Consider the following 24,618-nt stretch of genomic DNA (forward strand, 5'->3'; position numbering starts at 1 on the left):
CGCAAAATGATAAACTAATCCTGCATACGCTCCAGCGCATAATCTGCTTCCTCCGCAGTCAGTTCGCCCGCTTTTAATTGTCTGAGGAGCTCTTTTACTCTCTCGTTCTTTCGATTGGAATCCGCTGTTGCATGATTCTGTGGCTCCGCGGAAAACGTTTCTTTTTTACGAATGGTTACATCCTTTAAACCTGCAAGTCTCTCTCCGTGTTCATTAAGCAGCTGAATATCGTAAATAAGCTCGGATTGACCTTTTTGGCCTGTTTTACGCGCATAAGCCCAGCATTCTGCTGAAACTTTTTTCCGAATCGTAATCTCTCCTATTGAAAAAGGAACATAAACAGATGCCTCTTCTCTTCCGTCCGTAATGCCGAACAAAGATTGCAGAGCCCCATCAATTAAAGACGGATGCAATGTATAATTTTCAAGAGCATATGCGGCTTCTTTTGGCAGCAATAAGTGTGCAACCGCTTCCGTTCCGCCGCCCCATAAACGTTGAATCGGCTGAAAAGCGCGCCCATACAGGAACCCGTTTTCCCGAAAATACTCGTAACATTCATCTTGTTCACGGACAAAAGCACTTCTGTTTATTATCTCTTGTCTGTCCGTATTCTCTATATCATCATCACCGTAATCATGATCATAATCTAATTCACCCGTCACAAATCCAGTCCTTACAGCAGCATCCTCGTCAGGTGACATGTTAAATAATATGCTGCCGTCTTTTACGGAAATGTGAGTGTAAATGGTCAGGCTCGCTTGCAAAAGCATGGCCGGTCTGGCAAATATCACGTTTTTTAAACGAGTGACCTTTTTCTTTCGATATGACCGTGTTCCCGCTGCGCATGCCATTTCAAGAAAAGCAGCTGCCGGGAGAATGCTCTTGTTTTTTACAATGTGGTCTTTTAACCAAATCTCTTTTTCTCTTAATGTCGTTTTAAAAAACTGCTGTTCCAGAGTAGATTCATTCGAATCCAGAAGCGGGTGCAGTGAAGACTGCTGCGGCAATATTTCTGGAAATACTGCACTTTGGTTTCCAGGCACCCAGTAAGACTCCTCAGCAAATGGATATAAAGGAAGCTTGACCTTTTGCGGGGTATATTCTTCATATAACTCTCTCCATTGAATATCAGCCCCGAAAGACCATAATTTTGCAAGAAGATTCAAGTCCTTTGTCTCCATCATCACCTCGAGGAATTTATCTTTCATCTTTTGATCATGAAAGATAAAGACTTTATCAAAATCTTTCGTAACATTGCCTTTGTATACGCCCTCTCCAATTGTTCCTTCAGTACAGAAAGTTCTCAGCTTCTCCTTAAGTTCCGGCAAATCAGAAGCTACAACAGCAAGTCTGTCTTCCATCGGTTCCCTGCATGTCTGCAATGTAAAAGCGATATCAGCTGCCGAGGCCTTTGTCTCCCGCTCTGTGAATTGCAGAAGGCGCCGAGCGTATTCTTTCAGTCTGTCTTCATTTTTGGCAGAGAGAACTGCGGCAAACGGACCGCTTATTGTTTGTGTGTCCGCATGGTTTTGATATTCTTCCACAATGACATGGGCATTTGCTCCTCCCGCTCCGAACGAACTGATTGCTGCTCTCCTGTTGGAGGCGCCTGATTCTTTCCGCCACTCTTCTTCTTTCTGCTGAACGTAAAAAGGCGTCTTTTCAAATCGGATATTTTGGTTCAGCTGTTCCGAGTGGATGGATGGCGCCAATTTCTGGTGCTTAAATTGTAAAAGAACTTTTGTAAGGGCTGCTATACCTGCAGCAGACTCCAAATGTCCGATATTAGACTTCACTGAACCTATGGCACAAAATTGTTTATCGTCCGTAAATTTCTCAAAAGCTTTTGTCAATCCTGCGATCTCAATCGGATCTCCGAGCGAGGTACCCGTTCCGTGTGCTTCCAAGTAGCTGACGGATCGCGGACTGATGCCCGATTTCTTGAAATTTTCAGCAATCAGCTCAGCTTGTGCATTCGGATTCGGAACCGTAAATCCATTGGTTTTTCCGCCATGATTTACAGATGTTCCTTTAATTACTCCGTATATATGATCCTGATCAGCAATTGCTTTTTCCAGAGGTTTCAACAGGACGGCTCCCGAACCTTCTCCCGGGACATAGCCGTCTCCGCCCTCTCCGAAACTTCTGCACAATCCTTCGGTGGAAACAAAATTACCTTGACTCAGCCAAAGGTATTTGCTGGGGTGTATGGACACATTAACGCCGCCCGCAAGCGCAATTTCACTTTCCCCTCTTTTAATGCTCTCACATGCCAAGTGAATGGCCGTCAGCGATGATGAACACATCGTATCCAGTGCAATGCTCGGACCGGAGAGATTAAAAAAGTATGAAACCCTGTTCGCAATAGATGAAAAGAAGGAACTGAGCGCAATCGGATTGCCCCGCGCAGTTTCTTCTGCGCCGAATAATTGATATTGTCCGTACATGGCTCCGACAAACACACCGGCTTTCATACCGTTAAGCTTCTCTTTTGTATATCCTGAATCTTCAAACGTATGCCAGGAGGTTTCGAGAAAAATTCGCTCCTGAGGGTCCATCAGCTCAGCTTCTTTATGAGAAATGTGGAAAAACAGCGGATCGAATTGATCAACACCGCTGATAAAACCGCCCCACTTACTGTTGATTTTCCCCTTCTCCATTCTGTCGGGACTGTAAATCGATCTGAAATCCCAACGTTCCTCGGGGATTTCAATAATACAGTTTTTCCCTCCGGCAATGTTTTCCCAGAACTCCTCAAGAGTATCGGAATTCGGATATCTTCCGCTCACACCGATAATGGCAATATCCTCACCCGGCTGAACCATGCTCGGTTCAGCTGCAACTCTATGCTGCCGGTGCTGTTTTTTACTCAGATTTTCTCTTTTCTTCGGCACTCTTGTTACCGGAGCTGCCCCTGCGGCCTTAAGCACTTTTTCTTTAAAAGATGTTAGGAAGAAGTTTGAAAGCTCTTCAATGTTCTGATATTCAAAAAAGATTGTTTTTGGAAGATCCCCGAAAGTATCTTCAAGCTTTGAAATAAGTGACATGATCATAAGTGAGTTGATTCCGAATTTCTCAAAAGAGTCTTTCGCATTTATTTTATGAGCTTGGATTTTCAAGACACCGCTGATGATCTTGATTAAATAGTCATTGACTTTTTCTTTCGCAGCATATTCCTCTTCTTCATTGTGTTCCGCCGTGAGTGTATCTTGATCTGCTGCAGCTGTGTTTCTTTGAATCGAAAGCGCTTTTATCATTTTATCCCGCTCTCCTTCTGCAGGCATTAAGCTGGTAAATGAAGACCGCAGCATTTTCAGAAACGCTTCCAGAACAGAGGAAGTTCGCATCGGAGTCATTCCGTATTTTTCTTTTATTTGAATGATTCCATTGCTGTCGAGACTCATCCCGCCATCTTTCAATAACGGCCAATTGATTGAAAGGGTTTTTCCGTTTCGGGAGAGCTGAGATCGAAGCATTGCAAAACTGTCCATAAAATGATTTGCGTACGCATAGTCACTTTGGCCGGCATTTCCGTAAGCGGAAAAAGAAGAAAAGAGAACAAAAAAATCAAGATCTTCGTCTTTTGTCAGCTCATCCAGCCAGATTGTCCCGTAAACTTTCGGTTTCAGTACGTCCGTAAAATCACTGAGACTTTTATTTACAAGAAATGAGTCACGAAGGATGCCGGCAGCATGAATGATCCCGTTTATGCTGCCGTACCGCTGTTTAACGCCGAAAATGAATCGCTCTGCCTCTGTTCGATCTGTTATGTCCGTCCGCTGATATTCAACAATAGAGCCGCTCTCATTAAGCTTACCGATCCGTTCTTTTTGATCAGCTGTTAAAACAGAACGGCCTGTAAGTATAATCACGGCTTGGTTTTCTTTAGCGATGTGTTCCGCAAACAGCAGCCCGAGTTTTCCGGCTCCTCCGGTAATGATATATATGCCGCCTTTTTGATACGTTACAGATCCTTTATTGTGTTCCGGAATATCAATATGCTGCAGCCCTTTCACAAAACGGGTATGTGAGTCTATTAAAATCTCACATTCATCGGATTGAAAGCGCTGTATTTCACTGATTGCAGCACCCCATATCTCAGAAACCGGAGGATTTATGTCAGAATGCTCATGGCGAATCTGTATGGTTTTCGCTTTAAGCTTGGAGCTTTCCATGTTTACCGTTTTAATGAAACCTCCGACAGCTTCATGAAACGGCTGATTCAGACCCCTTGTCCAATAAATATGCAATAACGTAACAGGTTCGTTTCTCCGCATTAAAGCTTTTGATAATAAAAAGAGCGAGTTTATCCCTCTGCAAAGAGTTTCATTAACGGATTTTTCAGTAAATTCTCTGATTTCTCCGTTCCATAAATAAAGCACGACATCAGGTGTAAATCCGTTTTCATCCAAATCAGACAGCAGCATTTCGACATGACTTTCATCAGAAGGATTGATTGTGCATCTATTCCGTTCAATTCTATAATCAGAATCGGGCGTTACGAGAATGACACGGTTATGATCTCCATTCATCATCTCGGCATGCTGAAAAAGACGGTTATCCTGATCAAAAATCAGCATATTCCCCGGTGCCTGCTGATTCGGCATATCAATGTTATTTGTCCTTACCCAATCGTTCTTTAAAAAAATGGTTGGGGACGGAGCTTGCTCCGCCTTTTTTTCCATTTGTTCTTTTCTGTAAGTGCGAATTAGCTCCAGTCCTGCATCAGGAGACATTTGCTGTTCTTCAATTAAGGAAAGTATTTGTTTGATCTGCACTATTTTCCCTCCAGCAGCTGATAAACTTGGTCAGCAGAAAGTTCACCGTTTTTCAATTGTTCTAATAAGAAGAGAATTTCCTGATCTTCATTTTTACGTCCTGCGGTTAATTCTCCCCCGGTCACTTTTCTGACAGAAAAGTCTTTCATGCTCACGGCTAGTTCGCCGCTCTCGTTAATAAAATCAATGTTATACGTATAAAAACCGGTTTCTCTCACCGAGACATGGCATCGGGCAGTAAGCGCCCTCTTAATGTGAAGCTCTCTAAGTGAATATGGAACAAATAAGCCCTCTTTCTCATTATCTCTTAACAAAAATGCCGCCGCCTGAAAACCGCCGTCAATTAATGAAGGATGGAGTGTAAAATGTGAAAACCCGTTCGCTAAATGAGCCGGAAGCTCCAATTCTGCCATTAACTCCATATCACTGCGGTATACGGCTTTCAACGTTTGAAAACTGCTATAATATGTCAGGCCCATACGACTGAAGCGGTGATAACACTCTTCCCGGGTTATGGCAGCCTTACTGCTGCGTTTGAACTTATCAATATCGACATACTCAGGATTGCTGTTTATGTCTCCGAATACTGTTTCACTTTGTGTGCAGATTTGCTGCACGCCATCCGGACCCTCTTTACATATCGTTACGTTCAACTTATCTTGTTTCATTTCCAAGTCGGTATAAATGTGCAGTGTTTTTCCTTTATATAATATAGGTCTGTTCCACATCACGTCTTTTATTTTATATACTTTACTTTCTCCGCTTATTTCCGCACAAACAAGAGCCATTTCAAGCGAAGCGGCTCCCGGCAACACGTAGTCTCCTGAAACAAGATGATCAGTGACGAAAAATTCAATTCCGGAAATAACAGTTTTAAATGCTTGTTTCTTTAATGTTGAGACATTCTCGCTGATTAATGGGTGAAGACTTTTGCTATTAACCTCGCTTTTGTTCTTTTTCGGAGTAAACCAATAACTCTCTTTTGCAAACGGATAGGTTGGCAGCGGCACTCTATTCAATTTCTGATTGCCGATTGTCTTCCATTCAAACTCGGCTCCATTGGCCCACCATTGTGCGAGCAGCTCCTCTTTTCCGCTTTGAAGAGCCTCCTGAATTATATATTCAGAAACAGCTGTACGCTCTTCAGTGTTTTCGCTTATAAATACGCCTTTTTGCACCTTGCTGTCATCAAGAAAGCTGACGTACTTATCTCTCAGCTCAGTCAGACTCGCTGCACATACGGCAATTCTTTCGTTCATTGCTTCCCGGCCGTTTTGCAATGTAAATTCCATGTCACTGGCATTAACGGTCCTGTCACCGGCAATCACACGATCCAAGTACTGAACCATAAGCCGGATATACTCAAGTAATTGATCTTTGGTTTTCGCAGATAAAACAAAAATGTGTGTTTTACCGTTGTTTTCCGGCACTTCTTTTTGAGGTTCCCTATATTCCTCTAAAACAATATGCGCGTTCACACCGCCGAATCCGAATGAGCTGACACCTGCTCTCCTCGGCAGATCGTTGTTCTCTTCATCTTTTATCGGATTCCACTTTTGAGCGGTTTCTGTGATATAAAATGGCGTATTTTCCAGTTTGATGTATGGATTGAGTTCTGAAAAATGGGCGAGTCCCGGTAGTTTGCGATATTTAAAAGCCAGTAACACTTTCATCACTCCGGCTATTCCGGCAGCGGTTTCGAGATGGCCGATGTTTGTTTTCACAGACCCGATTCCGCAGCATTTCTGTTTCGTAAAGGGAATGTCCCATTCATGATATAACGTTTTAAATGCCTTTATGATGCTGTTCACTTCAATCGGATCGCCAAGACTTGTCCCTGTGCCATGCGCTTCTATATATCCCGCAGTGGCAGGGCTGACCCCCGCCTTCCGCCAAGCTTCGGTTAATAAGTCCGCCTGTGCGTTCGGATTCGGAGCTGTCAAAGAATTGGCGCGGCCGCCGTGATTTACAGCTGACCCTTTAATCAAACCATATATATGATCACCGTCTGCCTGTGCTTTGCTGAGCGGCTTAAGCAATACTGCAGCCGCCCCTTCACTCCTTACATAGCCGTCAGCGCTTTTATCAAACGTTTTGCACTTTCCATCTTTGGAAAGCATACCTGCTTTATCAAAAGCTATAAACAGAGTAGGGCTTGTCATAATATGCACACCGCCTGCAATCGCCATTTCAAAATCGCCTCTTTGAATCCCCTCAGCCGCACGATGAAGCGCAACTAACGAACTTGAACAGGCAGTGTCAATCGGTTCGCTCGGACCCGTCAGATTCAGCTGGTAAGAAATACGATTTGCCAATATACAATGATTTAAACCGGTTGCGGTCTGCGCCTGAACAGAGACACCATTTTCATTCAGACGTTCCGCATAATCCGTTGTGGCGACCCCTGCAAACACCGCGGTTTTCGTCCCTGCCAAATCAGACGGCTTATAGCCCGCATCTTCTATTGTTTTCCATACAGTCTCCATAAAAATTCTTTGCTGGGGATCCATAAATTCTGCTTCGGCGGGAGAAATCCCGAAAAACAACGGATCAAAACTGTCCGCGCCTTTGATAAATCCGCCTTTTTTTATTTTTGTTCTATTGACGTCCCTGATCGGATCGCCGTCAAACTCTTTCCAGTTCCAACGGTCTTCAGGAATGTGTGTAATCATATCCCGCCCTTTTTCAATTCCTTCCCAAAAGTCTTCCAGCGAATCTGTTTGGGGGAAACGGCCGCTTATTCCCACTATTGCAACCGGCTCATTCATATGTCTTTCCTCTTGCCTGGTTTTGTTTTCAGGCTCAGGGGAATGTTCATAGGATTCCGCCGGAGGCGCGCTGTACAATGTTTTTTCGTCAGCTGCAGAAAAAGATTCTGTCTCAGCAAAAAGGATTTCTCCGTATTGCTCGATTACATAATCAGTAAATTCAGCCAGTGAATTACATTCAAAGAAAATGGACGGCAATAATTCCGTACCATATTGTTGATTGATTTCATTTCCGAGTCTGGTAAACGTAATAGAATCAAATCCGTACTCGCCGAATGAAGTCTCTTCTTCTATTTCCTTTCTGTCAATCTTTAAAATACTTGACATCATCTTTGCGATGCCCTCAATCAGCATTTCTCTCCGGTCTTTCGCTTCAGATTCCTCCGAAGAAAAAGAGCCGTACAGATGAAGCTCTTCGGAATACTCACTCTTTAAAAAGTCAAGAAGTTCATTAAAATCAGTAAGGCCGAAAAAATCTGACGGCATCATTGATATTTCTAATGTTTCGTTTAATTCGTTGCCTAGCATTGTAAACATAATTGAATCAAATCCGTATTCACTTATCGGCAGTTCAAAATCAAATTCCCGTTCTTCAATTTTTAATACGCCGGTGATGATGCGCGTCAAAGTGCTTTTTAAAGATTCAGTTATTGACAGCTTTTTCGGTTCGTGATTTTCGTCGGCGATTGCCGGGTCACTTTTTCCGCTGTCAATCGTTATCATTCGTTCCAGCTTTAATTCATTACCGCTAAATACCATTATTTGATGTTCACACCCTGTCATTGCTTGATCAAATGCTGCAAGGCCTTCTCGTTTTTCCAGATGCAGCATTCCGAAACGGTCATAAAGGAACTTCTCTGAATGAATATCAATTTGCATACCGCCTTCTTTCCATAAAGGCCAATTAATCGAGACTGTTTTTCCAGGTTTATTTTCCGCCGCTCTCATTTCCGCAAAATAATCCATAAACCGGTTTGCATAAGCATAATCGGTTTGTCCGGCATTCCCGATTATTGCGCTGATAGATGAAAACATAACAAAAAAGTCCAGAGGTTCTCTGTCTGTATACCGGTCAAGCCATATCGTTCCGTAAACCTTACTGGCCAAGACTGAATCGAGATCCTCTTCACGCTTATTGATGAGTAATGAATCTTTTATCACACCGGCGCTGTGAATAATTCCTTTAACAGGACCTAATTTGCTTTTGACGAGTTTTATCAGGTTGTTGACATTTTCCTTATCAGAAATATCGGTTCTTACATAAAAAACCTCTGATCCGTTTTTTTCGAGCTCTTTTACATTGCTTACGGCTTCCTCAGAAAGCTCTGACCTGCCGATAAGCACAAGCTTGATTCTCCCTTTTCGCACAAGATGTCTGGCGAAAATCAGTCCCAGACCGCCTGTTCCTCCTGTAATGAGGTAAACTCCCCCTTCTTTTACTTCCATCTTTTTGGGGGGCTCTGCACTTTCAATTTCTGCAGAGTGTTTCACCTGCCTGATTCCATCTCTGTATCTGATTTCTGAAGAAGTATCATCGCTTGTGACTGTTTCTTTCACAAGGTTTTTTAATTCAGGCAGACCGGTGTTCAGCTGTAACTGAATTTCATCGCTGTGTATTTCAATATTTTTACCGGACAACATTGGATGTTCTAAATGAAGCGACCTAAAAAAGCCGCTGATTGCCATTTGATAAGGGTAGATTTGATTGTTCCTTGTGAAAAATACATGTGATATCAGGATTTTATGTCTTGGGATTGTTGCTAGCAGAGCTTTCGTTACATTGAAAACCGGCAAAACAGCCTCTTCCAGCTTTTCATGAATGTTATGCTCAATTCCCGTTTCAGGGCTCATCCCGATTAAAATGACGCGGTCAATTGTCACTTGTCTTTCTTTAAGAATCGCCAGCAATTTCTTATAGCCTTCAAGTTTGACGCTGTTCAATTCAAAGGAATCAGCTTCTTTTTCTTGAAAACTGCCGCCATGGCGGACAAAGATCATGTTCAGGCCGATATCTTTATATGCCTTGCGGATCAGCGGTTCTGATATATCCTGACGGAGTGAAATCACAAGGCAGCTGTTTAAACCGCTGCCTTCAGGCTGATGAAGCATAGGGGCCCGCTTCCACATATCAGTGTAATACTTAGCTGAATGCCGCTCATTTTGAGTCTGCGGTGTAACCCTTAATGCCTTCAACGCTAAGTTTTTTATTTTAAGACTTACAGATCCGTTTTCATCCATAAATAGTATATGAAACCTTTTGACATCATCATGTTGTCTTTCATCGGCAGCTGTAATGTAAGCATAGCCGTTTGCCGAAGGTGCGTGAAGAATCTCCAGCTCACCTAATTCAAAAGGCAAATATGCGGTGTGATCCCCTTCTTGACCGGACATAAACCCGGTTGTGGATTGAAAAATCCCATCCAATAAACACGGTTCCAGCAGCGTGCCGGATTTTTTATGAATGCTCTCAGGAAGTGATATTCGTGCAAGAACAGCATTTTCATGGATAAACAGCTGTTTTGTTACCTGAAAGCTGGCTCCATAGTCCAAACCGCTCTGCCGGAAGTTCCTATAACACTCTGCGCCGCTGATTAATCTTTTCTGTCCGGTTAACCAGCTGTCCAACTTAAAATGCTCTGTATGAGAGGCATCTTTATCTCCGCATGTGATAATGTTTCCTTGGCAATGAACTGCCGCATCAGGTTGCATATCGGTTTTCACCACAAATCTGCCGTCCTTTTGATTCGGCAGCAGATCTATCATTATCGTCTTTTCTTTTTCAACGGTTATCGGAACCGCCCATACAACCTGACTCAGTTTTATGACTGATTTTCCGTACAGCCTCTCTCCCGCTTCTCTGGCCGCTTCGATGATTGCCGCTCCAGGCAGAACGGTTTTCCCATGCACAACATGGTCTTTTAAATAATATTCAGAATCTGAAAGCGTTTTATAAAATCGGCACTCACCTGCAGAAAAATCAAATAAAGGAGCTGTACCGGCTGCTGATTTTGTTTGCGCCTTATTTGACACCCACAGTCTGTTTTTTAAGAAAGGGTAAGTCGGCAGCGCAATTTTTGCCGGTTTTCTGCCGGTGCGGAAGTCACCCCAGCTTAAATTGCCTCCTGATACCCAAAATTCAGCCATTTCGGCTAATGTGGTTCTGCCGGATTTGAGCGGAAGATCCGATTGCCGCTGTCCGCGTTTATGATTCGGTTTTTTTCCTCTAAATATTTCGTGATCGTCAATTCCATTATAAAAGTGATTTAATTTCAACATCAGATCATCGATATTATTTGAAATGACAGCAAGCCTTTCTGGCATGGCTTCACGCCCTTCAAGAAGGGTATACGCAATATCAGAAAGGTGAAGCGGCTTATTTGTTCCCGCCGGCTGCAAAAACTCGTCCTGCTTATGACGGGCCTTTTGAAGATATTCCTCCAGCTGTTTTGCCGATTCCCGTAAACTCAGTGAATGCTTGGCTGAGAGTACGATAAGTTCCTCACTTTCCTCACAATCCGTATGACAGTCAGCAGCAGACTCATACTCTTCCACAAGGATATGAGCATTTGCCCCGCCCGCTCCGAAAGAACTTAATCCCGCGCGCCGCGGATATTTGCTGTCAGAATGTTTTTCATTCGCGGGTTTTATCCAGTCGGCGGTTTCCTGCTGAAGGCAAAAAGGTGTCTCTTCCAGATAAAGATCCGGATGCACCCGTTCAGCATGCAGTGTTGCGGCTATTTTTTTATACTTCATTTGTAAGATAATCTTTGTCAGGCCGGCAATACCCGCAGCCGCTTCGAGATGACCGATGTTAGATTTAATCGATCCGAGAGAGCAAAATGAAACATCTTCGGTATAAGCTCTAAACGCCTTGGTCAGGCCTCGGACTTCAATTGGGTCACCCAGCGGCGTCCCCGTGCCGTGGGCTTCAATAAAGCTGACACTTCTGGCGCTCCACCCGGCCGCTTTAAGAGCTCCTTGAATTAAATCCGCCTGTGCGGCAGGATTAGGCACCGTATAGCCATTCGTCTTTCCGCCGTGATTAATTGCCGTTCCTTTAATGACGGCGTACACAGTATCATTATCACGTATGGCATCTTTAAGCGGTTTAAGAATAACGGCCCCGACACCTTCCCCGGGTACGAAACCGTCGCCGCCTTCTCCAAAACTTCTGCATTTTCCCGATTTTGAAAGCATCCCCATCTGACATCGGTATAAATAGTCAGAAGGATGAAGATACAAATTTACTCCTCCCGCAACCGCAACCGAGCACTCACCCTTTGTTAAACTTTGGCAAGCCATGTGAATTGCCGTTAAGGATGAAGAGCAAGCCGTATCTACAGGGACACTGGGACCCGTAAAGTCAAATGTGTAAGACACTCTGTTCGCGAGAGACCATGGGAACGAATTTGGAAGTACATCGTTTTTATCCGTCGGTATTCTTTCGCCGAACAGCTTGTAAGAATTGGTTGTCACTCCCGCAAATACACCGACATGTTTTTCGGTCTGCTTTCTCAACCCTTCAATGGTATAACCCGAATCTTCAAATGCTTTCCACACGGTTTCGAGAAATATTCGTTCCTGAGGATCCATCGCTTCTGCTTCTCTCGGCGATATTTGGAAAAACAAAGAATCAAATGATTCAGCATTCTTTAAAAATCCGCCCCATTTGCAATAAATTTTCCCCTCATGCGCTTTAGCGGGATCTGGATCATAGTAGGTCTCATAATTCCATCGTTCTTTCGGAATTTCTGTGATTGCGGTTCTCTCTTTTGATAGAAGCTCCCACAATTCTTCGATATTTTCAGCCCCGGGATAACGGCCGCTGATACCGATTACCGCTATCCCGTCAAGATGTTCTTTTTCCTCCGCCGCAGGTGCAGTGATGTTTTGTTCCGGCCTGGCAGGGGTAATGCTCTGAATCTGTTTTCCTTTTTCCTCCCGTGAAAATAAACGCCCCAGCCGATCCGGATATTCCTTTACAAGATGATCTGCTAAATCTCTGATTGTATGAAATTCAAATAAAAGCGTTTTCGAAATTGCTCCCAGTGACTGCTCCAGCTTTGTGTTGCATTGATGAATCATAACCGAATCCATTCCATATTCAGCCAGATGCACATTTTGATCGATCTCTTCCCGTTCTGCACCGATCTCAGAGGAGATGATATTGGTTAAAAACAAAACTGTCTGATCCAAAATATCGCCTTGAGCCAAAGGAATAGCACTGCCTGTCTCTGTTTCGTCCGTCAAAAATCGCTGCTGCATAAATTGTTCAAAGCGCTCATGATCACCGCAGACTGCAATATTATGCAGCTGACCCGAAGTTACAATCCGCGAAAACCATTGCGTTCCGTCTTCAGCAGGAAGTTCTTCGAGCCCGGAACCATGAAAAAGAGACGTCCGCCCTTGACCTGACAGGTTCGCCCCCATTCCGATGTCTTTCCATAAAGGCCAATTGATTGTCAGCGTGCGGCCGCTGCGCAGAGAATTTTGCCGTTTCTGTTCCCGATATTCTGCAAAATGATCTAAAAAGCCGTTTGCATATGCATAATCACACTGTCCTTCGTTCCCTGCAATAGAGACGACTGAAGAAAAAACGGCGAAAAAATCCAATTCCAGCGACTTCGTTGCATGATCAAGATTCAATGCACCATGAACTTTTGGAGCAATCACCTCTGAAAGTTCCTGCTTTGTTTTTCGAAAAAGCAGCGAGTCTCTGATAACTCCTGCACAATGAATGACGCCATGAAGACCTGCATGCTGATCTGTAATACCGTCAATCATTTTTTTTACCGCTTCTTTATCGGATATATTCGCCTGTATATAATAAACCTTTGCTTTAAAGCTGTTCAGGTATTCTAAATGTTTCTGCTTATCCCCGTTTAAAACAGATCGCCCCGATAGAATAATGGTGGATTTTTCAGTTTTCGCGCAATATTCAGCGACTTTACTGCCAATCCCCCCAAATCCCCCTGTAATTAAATACACTTTATCTTTTTCAGGGTATTGAATGGTCTTTGTGTATGTTTCTCTCTGCTTCTCTAACATCCGTGCATATCTTACGCAGCCTCTGTAAGTGATATGAATATGCCGATCAGGCGCTGTGTTTATTTCTTTATAAAGAATGGCAGCCTTCTCTGAAAATGAAACGGTTGCAGAATCATGTTCAAAGCAAACCGTCTTACAATGCAGCTGCGGATATTCTTGTTTTACCGATTTTAAAAAACCGTTCACACCTTCAAAATACGGCAATTTTTCTTTTTGATCTGCGCTGAATGTATAAATGAACGTTACTTTGTTTATAAGGTTCTCGCTGATTAAAGCCTTAGTCAGATAAAACACGGAATAAATTCCTGATTCGAGTGTTTCTTCCAGTTCAGGCCGTTTTTCAGACCACGTATGCAAAATTGCATCAGTCGCTGCGCCTTTTTCTTTTAACAAACGAATGACACCTTGATAATCTTCGGGACGCTGCCTGTTGATCGTGAAAACACTGTCGCTTATCTGCTCTAAACGGTCACCGGGCATAATAAGATATGCGGACGTATTCTCTCTTTTTTTCAACTCTTCAAAATAGTCTTTGTTTCCGGAGAACAACAAAATAGTACAGGCTTGTCCGCTGTCCGCTTCATTCTCAAGTGCGGTTTCTTTCCATACCGGCGTATAAAGTGCCTGATTCTTCTTTTCTGAAAAAGCCGCGTCTGATTTTACCTGCTGAGGGTTTAAAGAAAATTGACAGCGCTCAAACGGATAAGGCGGAAGCGGGGCTTTTCTTTTATGATGGACACCTAGTTTCGCCCATTCAATCTCTTCTCCTGAAAGCCACATTTGCATAAATGAATGATAAAGAGCCTCATCAGCTGCTTTGTCCGTTTCAAAAGCAGCCGCTTTGTTTAGTTTTGCTGATGGAGGGAGCGATCCGAATTGAAAAACTGAAAAATCAGAAATATCCATATCCGGCTCCGTTCCCTTTTCTTCCGTGTGATCCGGCATATGATCAGCTATCTCCTGAGACACGGCATCCATTTGATTGTATTCTGTCATCAACGGAAAACGAGTTTTATCATAAAAACCTGCCGGCTGCTCATTCATACAAGCAACAGCCTGTTTAATTCCGTCTTGCTTTTTCAATAACATGCTCAGAAAAAGTTCTTTAGACAAGATTCCTTCGTCCAGTAAATTTAATATTTCCAGAACATAATCATTATTAAAGAATCCATCATAATCTGTTAAATCCCATCTCTTATACAGTCTTCTCAAAGAGGCAAGGATAGCCATGATCGCCGCTTCCTCATCAGCCGGCAATGCGTTTCTTTTATCCGCCGTGCGATTCACAATTAAAGATAAAATCTCGATTTCCTGAGTCTTTCCCGCTTTATCCCACTCTTCTAAAAACCCTTTAAACGTATATTGGTGCTCAAGAAGCAGCCGTGTTTTCCCGTACAGACGGTCTGTAAAATCAGCCGGGAAGCTCAGACCGTTCAGCAGCATCCTTACATAATCTTCATTTAATCGAACCGGCGGGTACGTTTTTGAAGTGTACGGATTGACAAATGGAATGGACGGCGGCTTACAGGATATGTGCGAAGGTTTTTCAGCGCCTGTGATTACAGAAATGGCCTTTTCAATTTTGATGATATCCGCTGCTGCAAGAGCGACGTAATATCCGTCTCCGGCGCCTGTAATGAGGCTTGGCTTAAAACCGGATGCCAGGATACTTTTTATGATTTCCGTATTGATAACTAAAGAATACAAGCGGATTTTCTCAGGCGTCCATTTTCTTTTAAATGAACTGTGCAATGTTGGTATACCCTTCAGCACCGGCCTTACGTTCTTTTCTAAATCAGGGAACACCCGTTTCAAAACGGCAAATTGTTTATAACTTTCCCATTTGAAATCACCGATGGCAAGCGCCCATTCAGAATCTTGTTTCCTCCGAAAACTTAATCCCTCTTTAAGCTGATTTTTAAATTCCTCCTTGCTGCCTGCCAATAAACCAGCCCTGTAATCAAACGATGTCCTTGTTAAAAGGGTGCTGCTGATCACTTCATTTGATATTTTGCAAAATTCCTCTGAATCGTCAGCAAAGGTTCTCCAATGATGTATCATTTGTTTCATGCTTTCTTCACTTTTAGCGGAAAAAAGGAAGGGTACCCTTCCTTTTCTGTCAGATTCGTCTTTTGTATGTATAAATTCTTCGATGATGACGTGAGAGTTAACACCCCCAAAACCGAAGGAGCTGATTCCCGCCCTGAGCGGAGCCCCGTCTGCCGCCTTCCAATCACTTGAATCAAGCGCCGGCCTAAACGGTGTTTTTTCAAACTGTATAATTGGATTTACCGTATGTACATTCAGGCTTTTCGGCACCCTCCGGTGTTTCATCATCATTAGAACTTTTATCAATCCGGCCATTCCCGCTGCTGCTTCTGTATGACCGATATTTGTTTTCACACTTCCGATCCTGCAATATTGAGTATCCTCAGTATATTGCCGATACGCTTTTGTCAATGCTTCTATTTCTATCGGATCGCCCAGAGATGTACCTGTGCCATGTGCTTCTACATAAGAAACCGTCGCAGCATCGACAGCAGCGTTGTGTAAAGCTTCTGAGATGACCCGGCACTGCGCTTCTGCTCTGGGAGCGGTTATGGAACGGGATTTACCGCCATGATTAACAGCTGTCCCTTTTATGATCCCGTATATATGGTGACCGGCTTTTACTGCATCACCAAGGCGCTGCAACAATACAACGCCTGCCCCTTCTCCGGGAACGTACCCGTTCGCCGCTGCGTCAAAAGTTTTACATTTGCCGTCAGGACTCAGCATTCTGGCTTTAGAAAAAGAAATATATTTTCCGGGTTGGAAATTCAAGTTTACTCCCGATGCGATTGCATAATCGCTTTCTTTTGTCCGCAATGACTTAACCGCTTCATGTAAAGCAACAAGCGACGATGCACAAGCGGCATTTACAGACATGCTTTTTCCGGTCAAACCGAATGTGTATGAAAGCCGGTTGGAAAGCATAGCTTCGAAACTTCCTAAACAGGCATAACTGTCGATTTCCGATTCAGCATGACCTGTCTGCCGGTAGTCAGAATTCATAATGCCCGCAAAAACAGAAGTGGTTTTACGCTGGAGATCCTGTAAAGAGACCCCGGAATCTTCGATGCACCGCCAAGTTTCTTCTAAAAGGATTCTTTGCTCAGGATCCATGTTTTTCGCTTCCCGGGGAGAGATATTAAAAAACTTATGGTCGAAATGGTCAGCTTTATGAATAAAACCTCCCCACTTGCTGATTGTTTTGTTCGGTATACTGATATCAGCTGAATAATAAAGATCGGGATCCCACCGTTCAATCGGCACTTCCCGGATGGAATCTTTGCCGCTATTTATGTTTTCCCAGAATTCATGATAATGATCTGCATCGGGGAATCTGCAAGCAACCCCGATTATCGCGATATCCGCACCCTGTTTATTCAAATGAACCATTGGCCTCCACCCGCCCCTTCTTTAGTGTAGAAATAACGTATCCAATCTGCGCCTTAGCAGACTTTCGGTCTCATTCATCAATTTTTCACCAATGTCATCGACATGTCTGTTTCTCCATGATTCCAAATCCGTGCCCTTTACCCAATGATTAAAAGCGCCTAAAGACGGGCCGCAATGAACTTGGAAATTCACCTTTTGTTCTTCCTGCCCTTCCAAAGCAAGCAGACATCCTCTTTGCAAATACCACTTAAATAGTAACAGCATCTTATATTTTTGATTGCGCTCAGCTTTTTGGGCCAGGTTCGGCTGTTTTTCTATTATGCTTTCGTAGATTTCATCAAAAGTCTTGTTAAAATAATCATTTTCGAGCTGAATCTTTGTCTTTTCATCTATCTCACTCAAAGACTCATATTGTTGGTAGATTTGAAATAATTTATTTGCCCTGACCGGAAACAGCGTGCCCTTTTTCAGCACCTGAACCTTTGTTCCGAACTCAAACAGAGTCTCCGAAGGCGCATAAGCAGTATCGCATATTCCTGTCTCACTCAGCATTTCTTTAATAAAACCGCTTGTTTCGGCTTCAACTGTACATTGATTAATGGATCCCGTCATAATAAAATCAGCGCCCATTAAAAAAGCAGACGCCGCAGACTCGGGAGTTCCGATTCCTCCCGCAGCCCCGACTCTGATCTTCCTTGCGTATTTGTGTGTTTCCATCATCTCATCCCGCAGGTTAACAAAAAACGGCAGCATCGCCGTCAATGAGCCCTGTTCAGTATTACTACCACAATCTGCTTCAATAATGATATCGTCTGCTGCCGGAATACGGCTGAGCCACTCCGCCTGCTCTTCCGTCAGCATACCGTGCTGACACATTCTCTTTACGATACTTTGAGGAGGCGGACTCAGAAATGCGGCCGCAACTTCCGGCCGTGAAACTTTGGCAATGATCCGATTATGAGGTATAACCCTGCCGCTTTTGTCTATCTTCAACTGATGCGCTTTGTAATAAATTAATGGTGCGCTGACGGAAAGATACGAAGACGCTTCTATTACTCGTACGTCATGCTTGATATATAAATCTATCAATTCCTTTTCTCTATCTTGATGATCCGGCTCAAATCGCAGATTCATTCCGTAGGGCTGACCATTTTTGAGTGTCTTCTTAATAGAAATAAGGGCCTGTTCAATTTCCCTTATAAGTAAACCCGCTGTGCCAAAGAACCCCAGCATTCCTTTCTTCCCGAGGCGGATCAGCATTTCAGCAGAAGAGATCCCTCTATGCATCGCACCAGCCAAATACGCGTATGTCAAACCGTAATCTTCTTTGAAAGATTGATCACCCAATCGGGACACCGGTGAAGCTGTACCGCTCTCTATATTTTCGGCCAAGAGCCTATGCTCTTTCCCGCTTTCCGAATTGTCCTTGTTCCCTTCAGAAAAAAAGAGACTGTCTTCCGGCGCACTGATAGTAAGCGGTTCCTCATCTCTTTGTATGGTGTGAATTAATTTAGTCAGAATGTTGCCGGGACCGATCTCTTCAAACACAGTTACGCCTTGTCCCATTAGATACCTGATGCTTTCAGTCCATTTTACCGAGTTTGTTATTTGTTCAATTAAATTCCGTTTGATATCTTCTTGTTTATAAGGTCTTGCCGTATAGTTAGAAATGACTGGGAAATTCAATTCAGAAAAATGAAACTCCTCGATAAATTCCGCAAATTCACGCTGTGCACTTTCCATGAAACGAGAATGAAAAGCTCCGCCGACTTGCAATACGATATAAGCTTTCGCCCCTTCTTTTTCAAAAAAAGAGGCTGCCTGCTTTATCTCATCTGCAGCCCCTGCTATCACAATTTGTGAAGATGTATTGTAATTGGCGATATCTATTTGGCCGAATTCATACTTTTGAAGTATTTTTTTTATGTGATCCTCATCCAGTCCGATCACAGCAGCCATTCCGCCCTCGGAAGCCTCACTCATTAACTCGCCTCTTTTAGCAACCAGCCGGAGACCTGTCTCAAAATTAAAAACGCCGGCCGCCAAAAGCGCAGTATATTCACCCAGACTATGTCCTGCAACAGCATCAGGGCGTATATGACCTTCTTTTAAACTCTTTAAATATTGCAGTGCGCTCACTGTATAAATTGCAGGTTGTGTATACTTTGTATCAGTCAGCCTCTCTTTTTCATCTGAAAGGCATAAATCCTTTATGGAGTATCCTAAAATATGATCTGCCTTTTTAATGAGCTCACTGAATTCATCGAATAAGTCTCTGCCCATTCCTTTAAACTGCGCTCCCTGTCCGGGAAAGACGTAAGCAAGCATTTGTTTTCCTCCTGTTCCGTATTTCTGCCGTTTCTTTTCGTTCCGATTTTGATTAACTTTTTCACTTCAATTTTAAAATTGTCGTTTACTCTCAGCACCCTTACTTGCATTACTAAGCAAAATAAAAAAACCTTTATGCCGGATAAAGGTTTAAAAGCAAAAAGCATGTACAAATACCATGTTACCGTAAATATAAATAGATAGAATTTTCTGATAATTAAAATCGCATTTTCATTCTGCTTTATATATATATCAATATAATAAAAACATTCCAACGTGCCGAAACAACGATTGGTTTTATGTGAATATTTCCCTAAATAAATCCTATACCATGATTTACTTGTTGTCAATGGGAAACACACGTAAATACCAATTCTTCAGCCGCCTTTTTACAGGCGGCTGAACTCGGTTGTTATCAGTTCATCAGCCCATGCCGATTTGCCTTCACTATACTATTTGCGGAATAATAGTTCTTTCTCTTTGTTGTAGTCTTTAGTATATTGATTGAACTCATCTGCTTGTTTATGCACCTTTTCGTAAACTGAGTTTACTTTGCTGATTTGCTCTTCCAGCTGCGCTAATGTGAGCTTTTTATCTTTAATCAGTTTATAAAGGTCCTGGTCAAGTGAAATGGCTTTTTCGTACTTTTTGTACAAAAGATCATAAGATGCATACCTTTTCCCCATTAAAGCGACAGCATGCCCGGCTTTTTCTTTTACTTTCTTATCCTTTATTTCTTGAGAAGTTTTTTTTGCGGATTCAAACGCTTTTTTTGAATCATCAATACTGTCTTTTTCTGCTTTCAGATGTTTTTTTCGCTGATTTGCATTGCTCAGAGCCTGATCAGACAGTGTGACAATTTTCTGGTAATCATCCATATTCAACTTAACCGCGCTGTCGTATAGCTGATGCTCTTTTTTCTCCAATTTTTCTAATGTTTTCTGCTCTTTTTGAAACGGTTTTTCCGCCTGTACGGCTTTTTCCATCGAATCATGAATCGTTTCAACCGGGTCTTTCCCCCCGCAGCCTGCAAGCAGCATACTTGCGGCGGCGAGCGCTCCGATTCCCGCCAGCATCTTTTTTTGTAACATATTCACTTAAAATCCCCCAATCTTGACAATTTCCACTATAGAAGCCCGAACGCCTTTTGACAATAGCTGAGCTGTAATTGGTATTCCCGGAATTTTTGGGAAAAGACATTTATGGCGCCGCGAGAGCGTACTTGCGTAAAAAATTGAGAAAACAGGGCGGATGACCATACATCTTTTTGGCTTTTACATAGTTTATAGTAGACGCCGGCCCTGCTGAAAAGGGTCAGCGTAATTAAAAGAGGAGGTTTTTTTATGTACGGATATGGATTTGGCGGCGGATTTGGCGGCGGTTGCTGCGGCGGATACGGTTATGGCGGCGGATACGGATATGGCTGCGGAGGCGGTTACGGCCGCACATTCGCATTAATCGTCGTATTGTTTATCTTATTAATCATCGTCGGTGCCGCTTATTTAGGCTGCGGCTGCTGACCTTATACACCATGAACATCGGCCGGCCTGCTATGGCCGGCCAATTGTTTCGTTGCGCCGCGATAAGGAAGTTCGCTATAATTTACATATTAAGCTTTAGGAGTGAAGTTTCTTGATTACTATGGAAAATATTGTCCGCGACGGACATCCCGTGCTCAGAGAGATCGCTGAAGAGGTCCGGCTTCCCGCTTCTGACGAAGAAAAACAGCAACTTGCTGATATGATTGAGTTTGTGAAAAACAGCCAAAATCCTGAATTAGCCGAGAAATACAACCTTCGTCCCGGAGTCGGTCTTGCCGCTCCTCAAATAGACGTAAAAAAACGGATGATCGCCGTTCATGCTGAAGATGCGAAAGGCACTTTATACAGCTATGCCCTTTTCAATCCTAAAATCGTCAGCCACTCAGTGGAAAAAAGCTACTTGACGAGCGGAGAAGGCTGCCTGTCAGTAGACGAACCCATTCCCGGCTATGTGCCGCGCTACGCACGCATCCGAGTAAAGGCGACGACGCTTGAAGGGGAACAGATTGACATCCGCCTCAAAGGTTTTCCGGCCATCGTGTTCCAGCATGAAATCGACCATTTGAACGGTGTGATGTTTTACGATCATATCGATCAGGAAAATCCGTTAAAAGAACCTGAAAACGCCATTGCTATTGACCGTTAAAAAGAACCGGCACTTCTTGAAGTGCCGGTTTTCTTCATTTCAAAAGCCCCAGTTCTTTGACAGCCCAGATGATTCCCTCTTCATCAACCGGCTTTGTGACGAAATCAGCGGCATCCTTTAATTCCGGAACTGCATTTCCCATCGCCACCCCGGTACCGACAAAACGGATCATCTCAAGATCATTTAGTCCGTCTCCGAAGGCATAAGTGTCGCTTATGCTGTACGGAAGGCGCTCAAGCACTCTTTTAATGCCTTCCGCTTTTGAACCGCCCTTCGGAAGCACATCCGTTGACAGTTCATGCCAGCGGACATAATCAAACTCCGGAAAAGCAGCGTATGCTTTTTCTTCATGTCCGCGGCAGAATAAAAGCAGCTGATAAATATCTTTTCCTTTATAAAATGTTTCATCAACTTCGGGATAAGGCGCTTTCAGACTGCCGATTCCTTCCGAGACGTGCGGATGTCCCGGAACGGTCGTTTTCATCGTGTCTTCCGCCATGAATACGACGGGGTGCTCCCCTTCCGCCGCCTGCTTTAATAAACGCGCGACCGCATCTTCCGGCAGCGGATTTTTATAAATAACATTGCCTTCAAACACGACAAACTGGCCGTTGTATGAAATAAATGATTCAATCTCCAGCTCTTCCAGAATCGGTTTTACCATAAACGGAGACCGCCCGCTGGCGATAAAAACGTGATGGCCGGCCTCTTGAAGCGCCGCCACGGCGTTTCTTGCGCTATCGGGGATATGTTTATCATGGTCATAGATCGTGCCGTCAATATCAAAAAAGATCAGTTTTGGTTTCATGTCAATTTCTCCTTTATCCCGTTATCAGTCGTGTCTTGTTCAATATCATCATACAGAAAGTTTTTCTTCCGGCAAACAGCCTTGATGAAATTCCAATTTTACCCACGAAAACAAATCCGGTTTTGCCGCATACTACTGCTATAAAGGGCTTTAAAGGAGGTATATGATGCTGCGCCGATTACGGAAGAAACTCAGAAGACAGTGGGGCGGAATGCTCCGGAAAAAAGTCATCGCGTAGAAGGGATCTTTCGGTTTTTGAAAGTCCCTTTTTTGCTCGAGACTTTCCTTATAATCCGTTTTCGAATATAATAGAATAAGCGAGTCTAACATACGGCATTTAAGGAGAGATTTGGATGATTTATAAGGTATTTTATCAAAAGAAGGCTGACGAAGTACCTGTTCGGGAAAAAACAGATTCACTTTACATTGAGGGCGTTTCAGAACGGGACGTCAGAACGAAACTGAAAGATAAGAAATACAACATTGAATTTGTTCAGCCTGTGGACGGTGCTTTTTTAGAATATGAGAAGCAGAGCGAAAATTTTAAAGTATTGGAGTTATGAGCGGAATGAAATTTGTAAAAAATGACCAGACTGCCGTTTTTGCCCTCGGCGGATTGGGCGAGATCGGGAAAAATACGTACGGGGTGCAGTTTCAGGATGAAATTGTACTGATTGATGCGGGAATTAAGTTTCCTGAAGATGAACTTCTCGGCATTGATTACGTAATCCCCGATTACACGTATTTAGTAAAAAACGAAGACAAAATTAAAGGTCTGTTTATCACCCACGGTCACGAAGACCATATCGGCGGTATTCCGTACCTGCTCAGACAAGTAAATATTCCCGTTTACGGCGGTAAACTCGCGATCGGCTTACTTCGGAATAAACTTGAAGAGCACGGGCTGTTAAGACAGACAAAATTAAACATCATCGGTGAAGACGACATCGTTAAGTTCCGGAAGACGTCTGTATCCTTCTTCAGAACGACACACAGCATTCCGGATTCATACGGAATCGTCGTCAAAACACCGCCGGGCAATATCGTACATACCGGGGACTTTAAGTTCGATTTCACACCGGTAGGCGAGCCGGCAAACTTGACAAAGATGGCCGAAATCGGGAAAGAAGGTGTTTTGTGCCTGCTTTCTGACAGCACGAACAGTGAGGTGCCCGATTTCACCATGTCAGAACGCCGTGTAGGCGAAAGCATTCACGATATTTTCCGAAAAGTGGACGGCAGAATTATATTTGCGACATTCGCTTCGAACATACACCGTCTTCAGCAAGTGATTGAAGCTGCCGTTTTAAACGGCAGAAAAGTTGCCGTATTCGGACGCAGTATGGAATCGGCTATTGAAATTGGACAGACTCTCGGTTACATCAGCTGCCCTAAAAATACGTTTATTGAGCATAACGAAATCAATCGTATACCCGCCAATAAAGTAACGATTTTATGTACGGGCAGTCAAGGTGAACCGATGGCGGCGCTATCACGCATCGCTAACGGCACGCACCGTCAGATATCCATTAATCCCGGAGATACGGTTGTCTTTTCTTCTTCTCCGATTCCCGGAAACACAATCAGCGTAAGCCGCACTATCAACCAGTTGTACCGTGCGGGCGCAGAAGTCATTCACGGTTCGCTGAATGACATCCATACATCCGGACACGGCGGACAGGAAGAACAAAAATTAATGCTCCGTCTGATTAAACCGAAGTTCTTCATGCCGATTCACGGGGAATACAGAATGCAGAAAATGCACGTCAAACTCGCGACTGATTGCGGCATTCCTGAAGAAAACTGCTTTATCATGGACAATGGCGAAGTGCTGGCGCTCAAAGGCGAAGAAGCCGCTGTGGCAGGCAAAATCCCGTCCGGTTCCGTGTACATTGACGGAAGCGGAATCGGTGACATCGGCAATATCGTGCTCCGCGACCGCCGCATTCTTTCAGAAGAAGGCCTTGTTATCGTTGTTGTCAGCATCAACATGGACGACTTTAAAGTATCGGCAGGACCTGATTTAATTTCAAGAGGTTTTGTATACATGAGAGAATCCGGTGATTTAATCAACGACGCACAGCAGCTCATTTCGAACCATCTTGAGAAAGTAATGGATCGGAAAACAACGCAGTGGTCCGAAATTAAAAACGAAATTACCGACACGCTCGCTCCGTTCCTATATGAAAAAACAAAACGCCGTCCGATGATCCTTCCGATCATTATGGAGGTCTAAAAAAAAACTGCACTCGTGATGAGT

The 24,618-nt window shown here is 43.6% G+C and carries 9 protein-coding genes; 4 read left to right on the forward strand and 5 right to left on the reverse strand.

The features are described from left to right. Nucleotides 1-14: 14 nt before the first annotated feature. The 4 genes from AUL54_RS03365 to AUL54_RS03380 all read right to left on the reverse strand — a co-directional run bounded on the left by AUL54_RS03365 (nucleotide 15) and on the right by AUL54_RS03380 (nucleotide 20,454). Complete coding sequence (locus tag AUL54_RS03365) at nucleotides 15-4,778, reverse strand: type I polyketide synthase (RefSeq protein ID WP_060962886.1); 4,764 nt, start codon at nucleotides 4,776-4,778, stop codon at nucleotides 15-17. Continuing rightward, nucleotides 4,778-17,035, reverse strand: a complete 12,258-nt coding sequence (locus AUL54_RS03370) for an SDR family NAD(P)-dependent oxidoreductase (RefSeq protein WP_060962887.1) — start codon at nucleotides 17,033-17,035, stop codon at nucleotides 4,778-4,780. Before AUL54_RS03370 ends, AUL54_RS03365 begins: the two co-directional genes overlap by 1 nt. 21 nt (nucleotides 17,036-17,056) lie before the next feature. Further along, nucleotides 17,057-19,363 carry an ACP S-malonyltransferase gene (fabD, locus tag AUL54_RS03375; protein ID WP_060962888.1) on the reverse strand — a complete coding sequence of 769 codons (2,307 nt, stop codon included), beginning with the start codon at nucleotides 19,361-19,363 and terminating at the stop codon, nucleotides 17,057-17,059. A 452-nt stretch (nucleotides 19,364-19,815) separates the two neighbouring features. Further along, the gene (locus tag AUL54_RS03380; protein WP_060965044.1) at nucleotides 19,816-20,454 is read right to left on the reverse strand and encodes a YkyA family protein; all 639 of its coding nucleotides are present in this window, start codon (nucleotides 20,452-20,454) and stop codon (nucleotides 19,816-19,818) included. 252 nt (nucleotides 20,455-20,706) lie between these two features. On the opposite strand from AUL54_RS03380, the gene AUL54_RS03385 reads away from it, so the two are divergent. Together AUL54_RS03385 and def are read left to right on the forward strand one after the other, a co-directional pair. Beyond that, nucleotides 20,707-20,883 (forward strand): YjcZ family sporulation protein, encoded by a 177-nt coding sequence (locus AUL54_RS03385; protein WP_060962889.1) that lies wholly within the window; start codon nucleotides 20,707-20,709, stop codon nucleotides 20,881-20,883. A 112-nt stretch (nucleotides 20,884-20,995) separates the two neighbouring features. Then, nucleotides 20,996-21,550 (forward strand): peptide deformylase, encoded by a 555-nt coding sequence (gene def / locus AUL54_RS03390; protein ID WP_060962890.1) that lies wholly within the window; start codon nucleotides 20,996-20,998, stop codon nucleotides 21,548-21,550. A gap of 34 nt (nucleotides 21,551-21,584) precedes the next feature. Here the strand turns inward: def and AUL54_RS03395 are convergent, their stop codons facing one another. Beyond that, nucleotides 21,585-22,358, reverse strand: coding sequence for a Cof-type HAD-IIB family hydrolase (locus tag AUL54_RS03395; RefSeq protein ID WP_060962891.1), 774 nt, complete (start codon nucleotides 22,356-22,358; stop codon nucleotides 21,585-21,587). Between the two features lie 353 nt (nucleotides 22,359-22,711). On the opposite strand from AUL54_RS03395, the gene AUL54_RS03400 reads away from it, so the two are divergent. Continuing rightward, nucleotides 22,712-22,921: a DNA-dependent RNA polymerase subunit epsilon gene (locus AUL54_RS03400; RefSeq protein WP_060962892.1), complete on the forward strand. Its 210-nt coding sequence runs from the start codon at nucleotides 22,712-22,714 to the stop codon at nucleotides 22,919-22,921. 5 nt (nucleotides 22,922-22,926) lie between these two features. Continuing rightward, nucleotides 22,927-24,594: a ribonuclease J1 gene (rnjA, locus tag AUL54_RS03405; protein WP_029575210.1), complete on the forward strand. Its 1,668-nt coding sequence runs from the start codon at nucleotides 22,927-22,929 to the stop codon at nucleotides 24,592-24,594. Nucleotides 24,595-24,618 lie beyond the last annotated feature (24 nt).

Source organism: Bacillus sp. SDLI1 (genome assembly GCF_001553895.1).
Classification (GTDB): Bacteria; Bacillota; Bacilli; order Bacillales; family Bacillaceae; genus Bacillus; species Bacillus siamensis.

What these genes read in the sequence shown, in the direction of transcription:
- fabD (WP_060962888.1), bottom strand. Translation starts at nt 19,363, where the DNA reads ATGCTTGCTTACGTCTTTCCCGGACAGGGAGCGCAGTTTAAAGGAATG.
- AUL54_RS03380 (WP_060965044.1), bottom strand. Translation starts at nt 20,454, where the DNA reads ATGTTACAAAAAAAGATGCTGGCGGGAATCGGAGCGCTCGCCGCCGCA.
- rnjA (WP_029575210.1), top strand. Translation starts at nt 22,927, where the DNA reads ATGAAATTTGTAAAAAATGACCAGACTGCCGTTTTTGCCCTCGGCGGA.
- AUL54_RS03370 (WP_060962887.1), bottom strand. Translation starts at nt 17,035, where the DNA reads ATGGTTCATTTGAATAAACAGGGTGCGGATATCGCGATAATCGGGGTT.
- AUL54_RS03400 (WP_060962892.1), top strand. Translation starts at nt 22,712, where the DNA reads ATGATTTATAAGGTATTTTATCAAAAGAAGGCTGACGAAGTACCTGTT.
- AUL54_RS03395 (WP_060962891.1), bottom strand. Translation starts at nt 22,358, where the DNA reads ATGAAACCAAAACTGATCTTTTTTGATATTGACGGCACGATCTATGAC.
- AUL54_RS03385 (WP_060962889.1), top strand. Translation starts at nt 20,707, where the DNA reads ATGTACGGATATGGATTTGGCGGCGGATTTGGCGGCGGTTGCTGCGGC.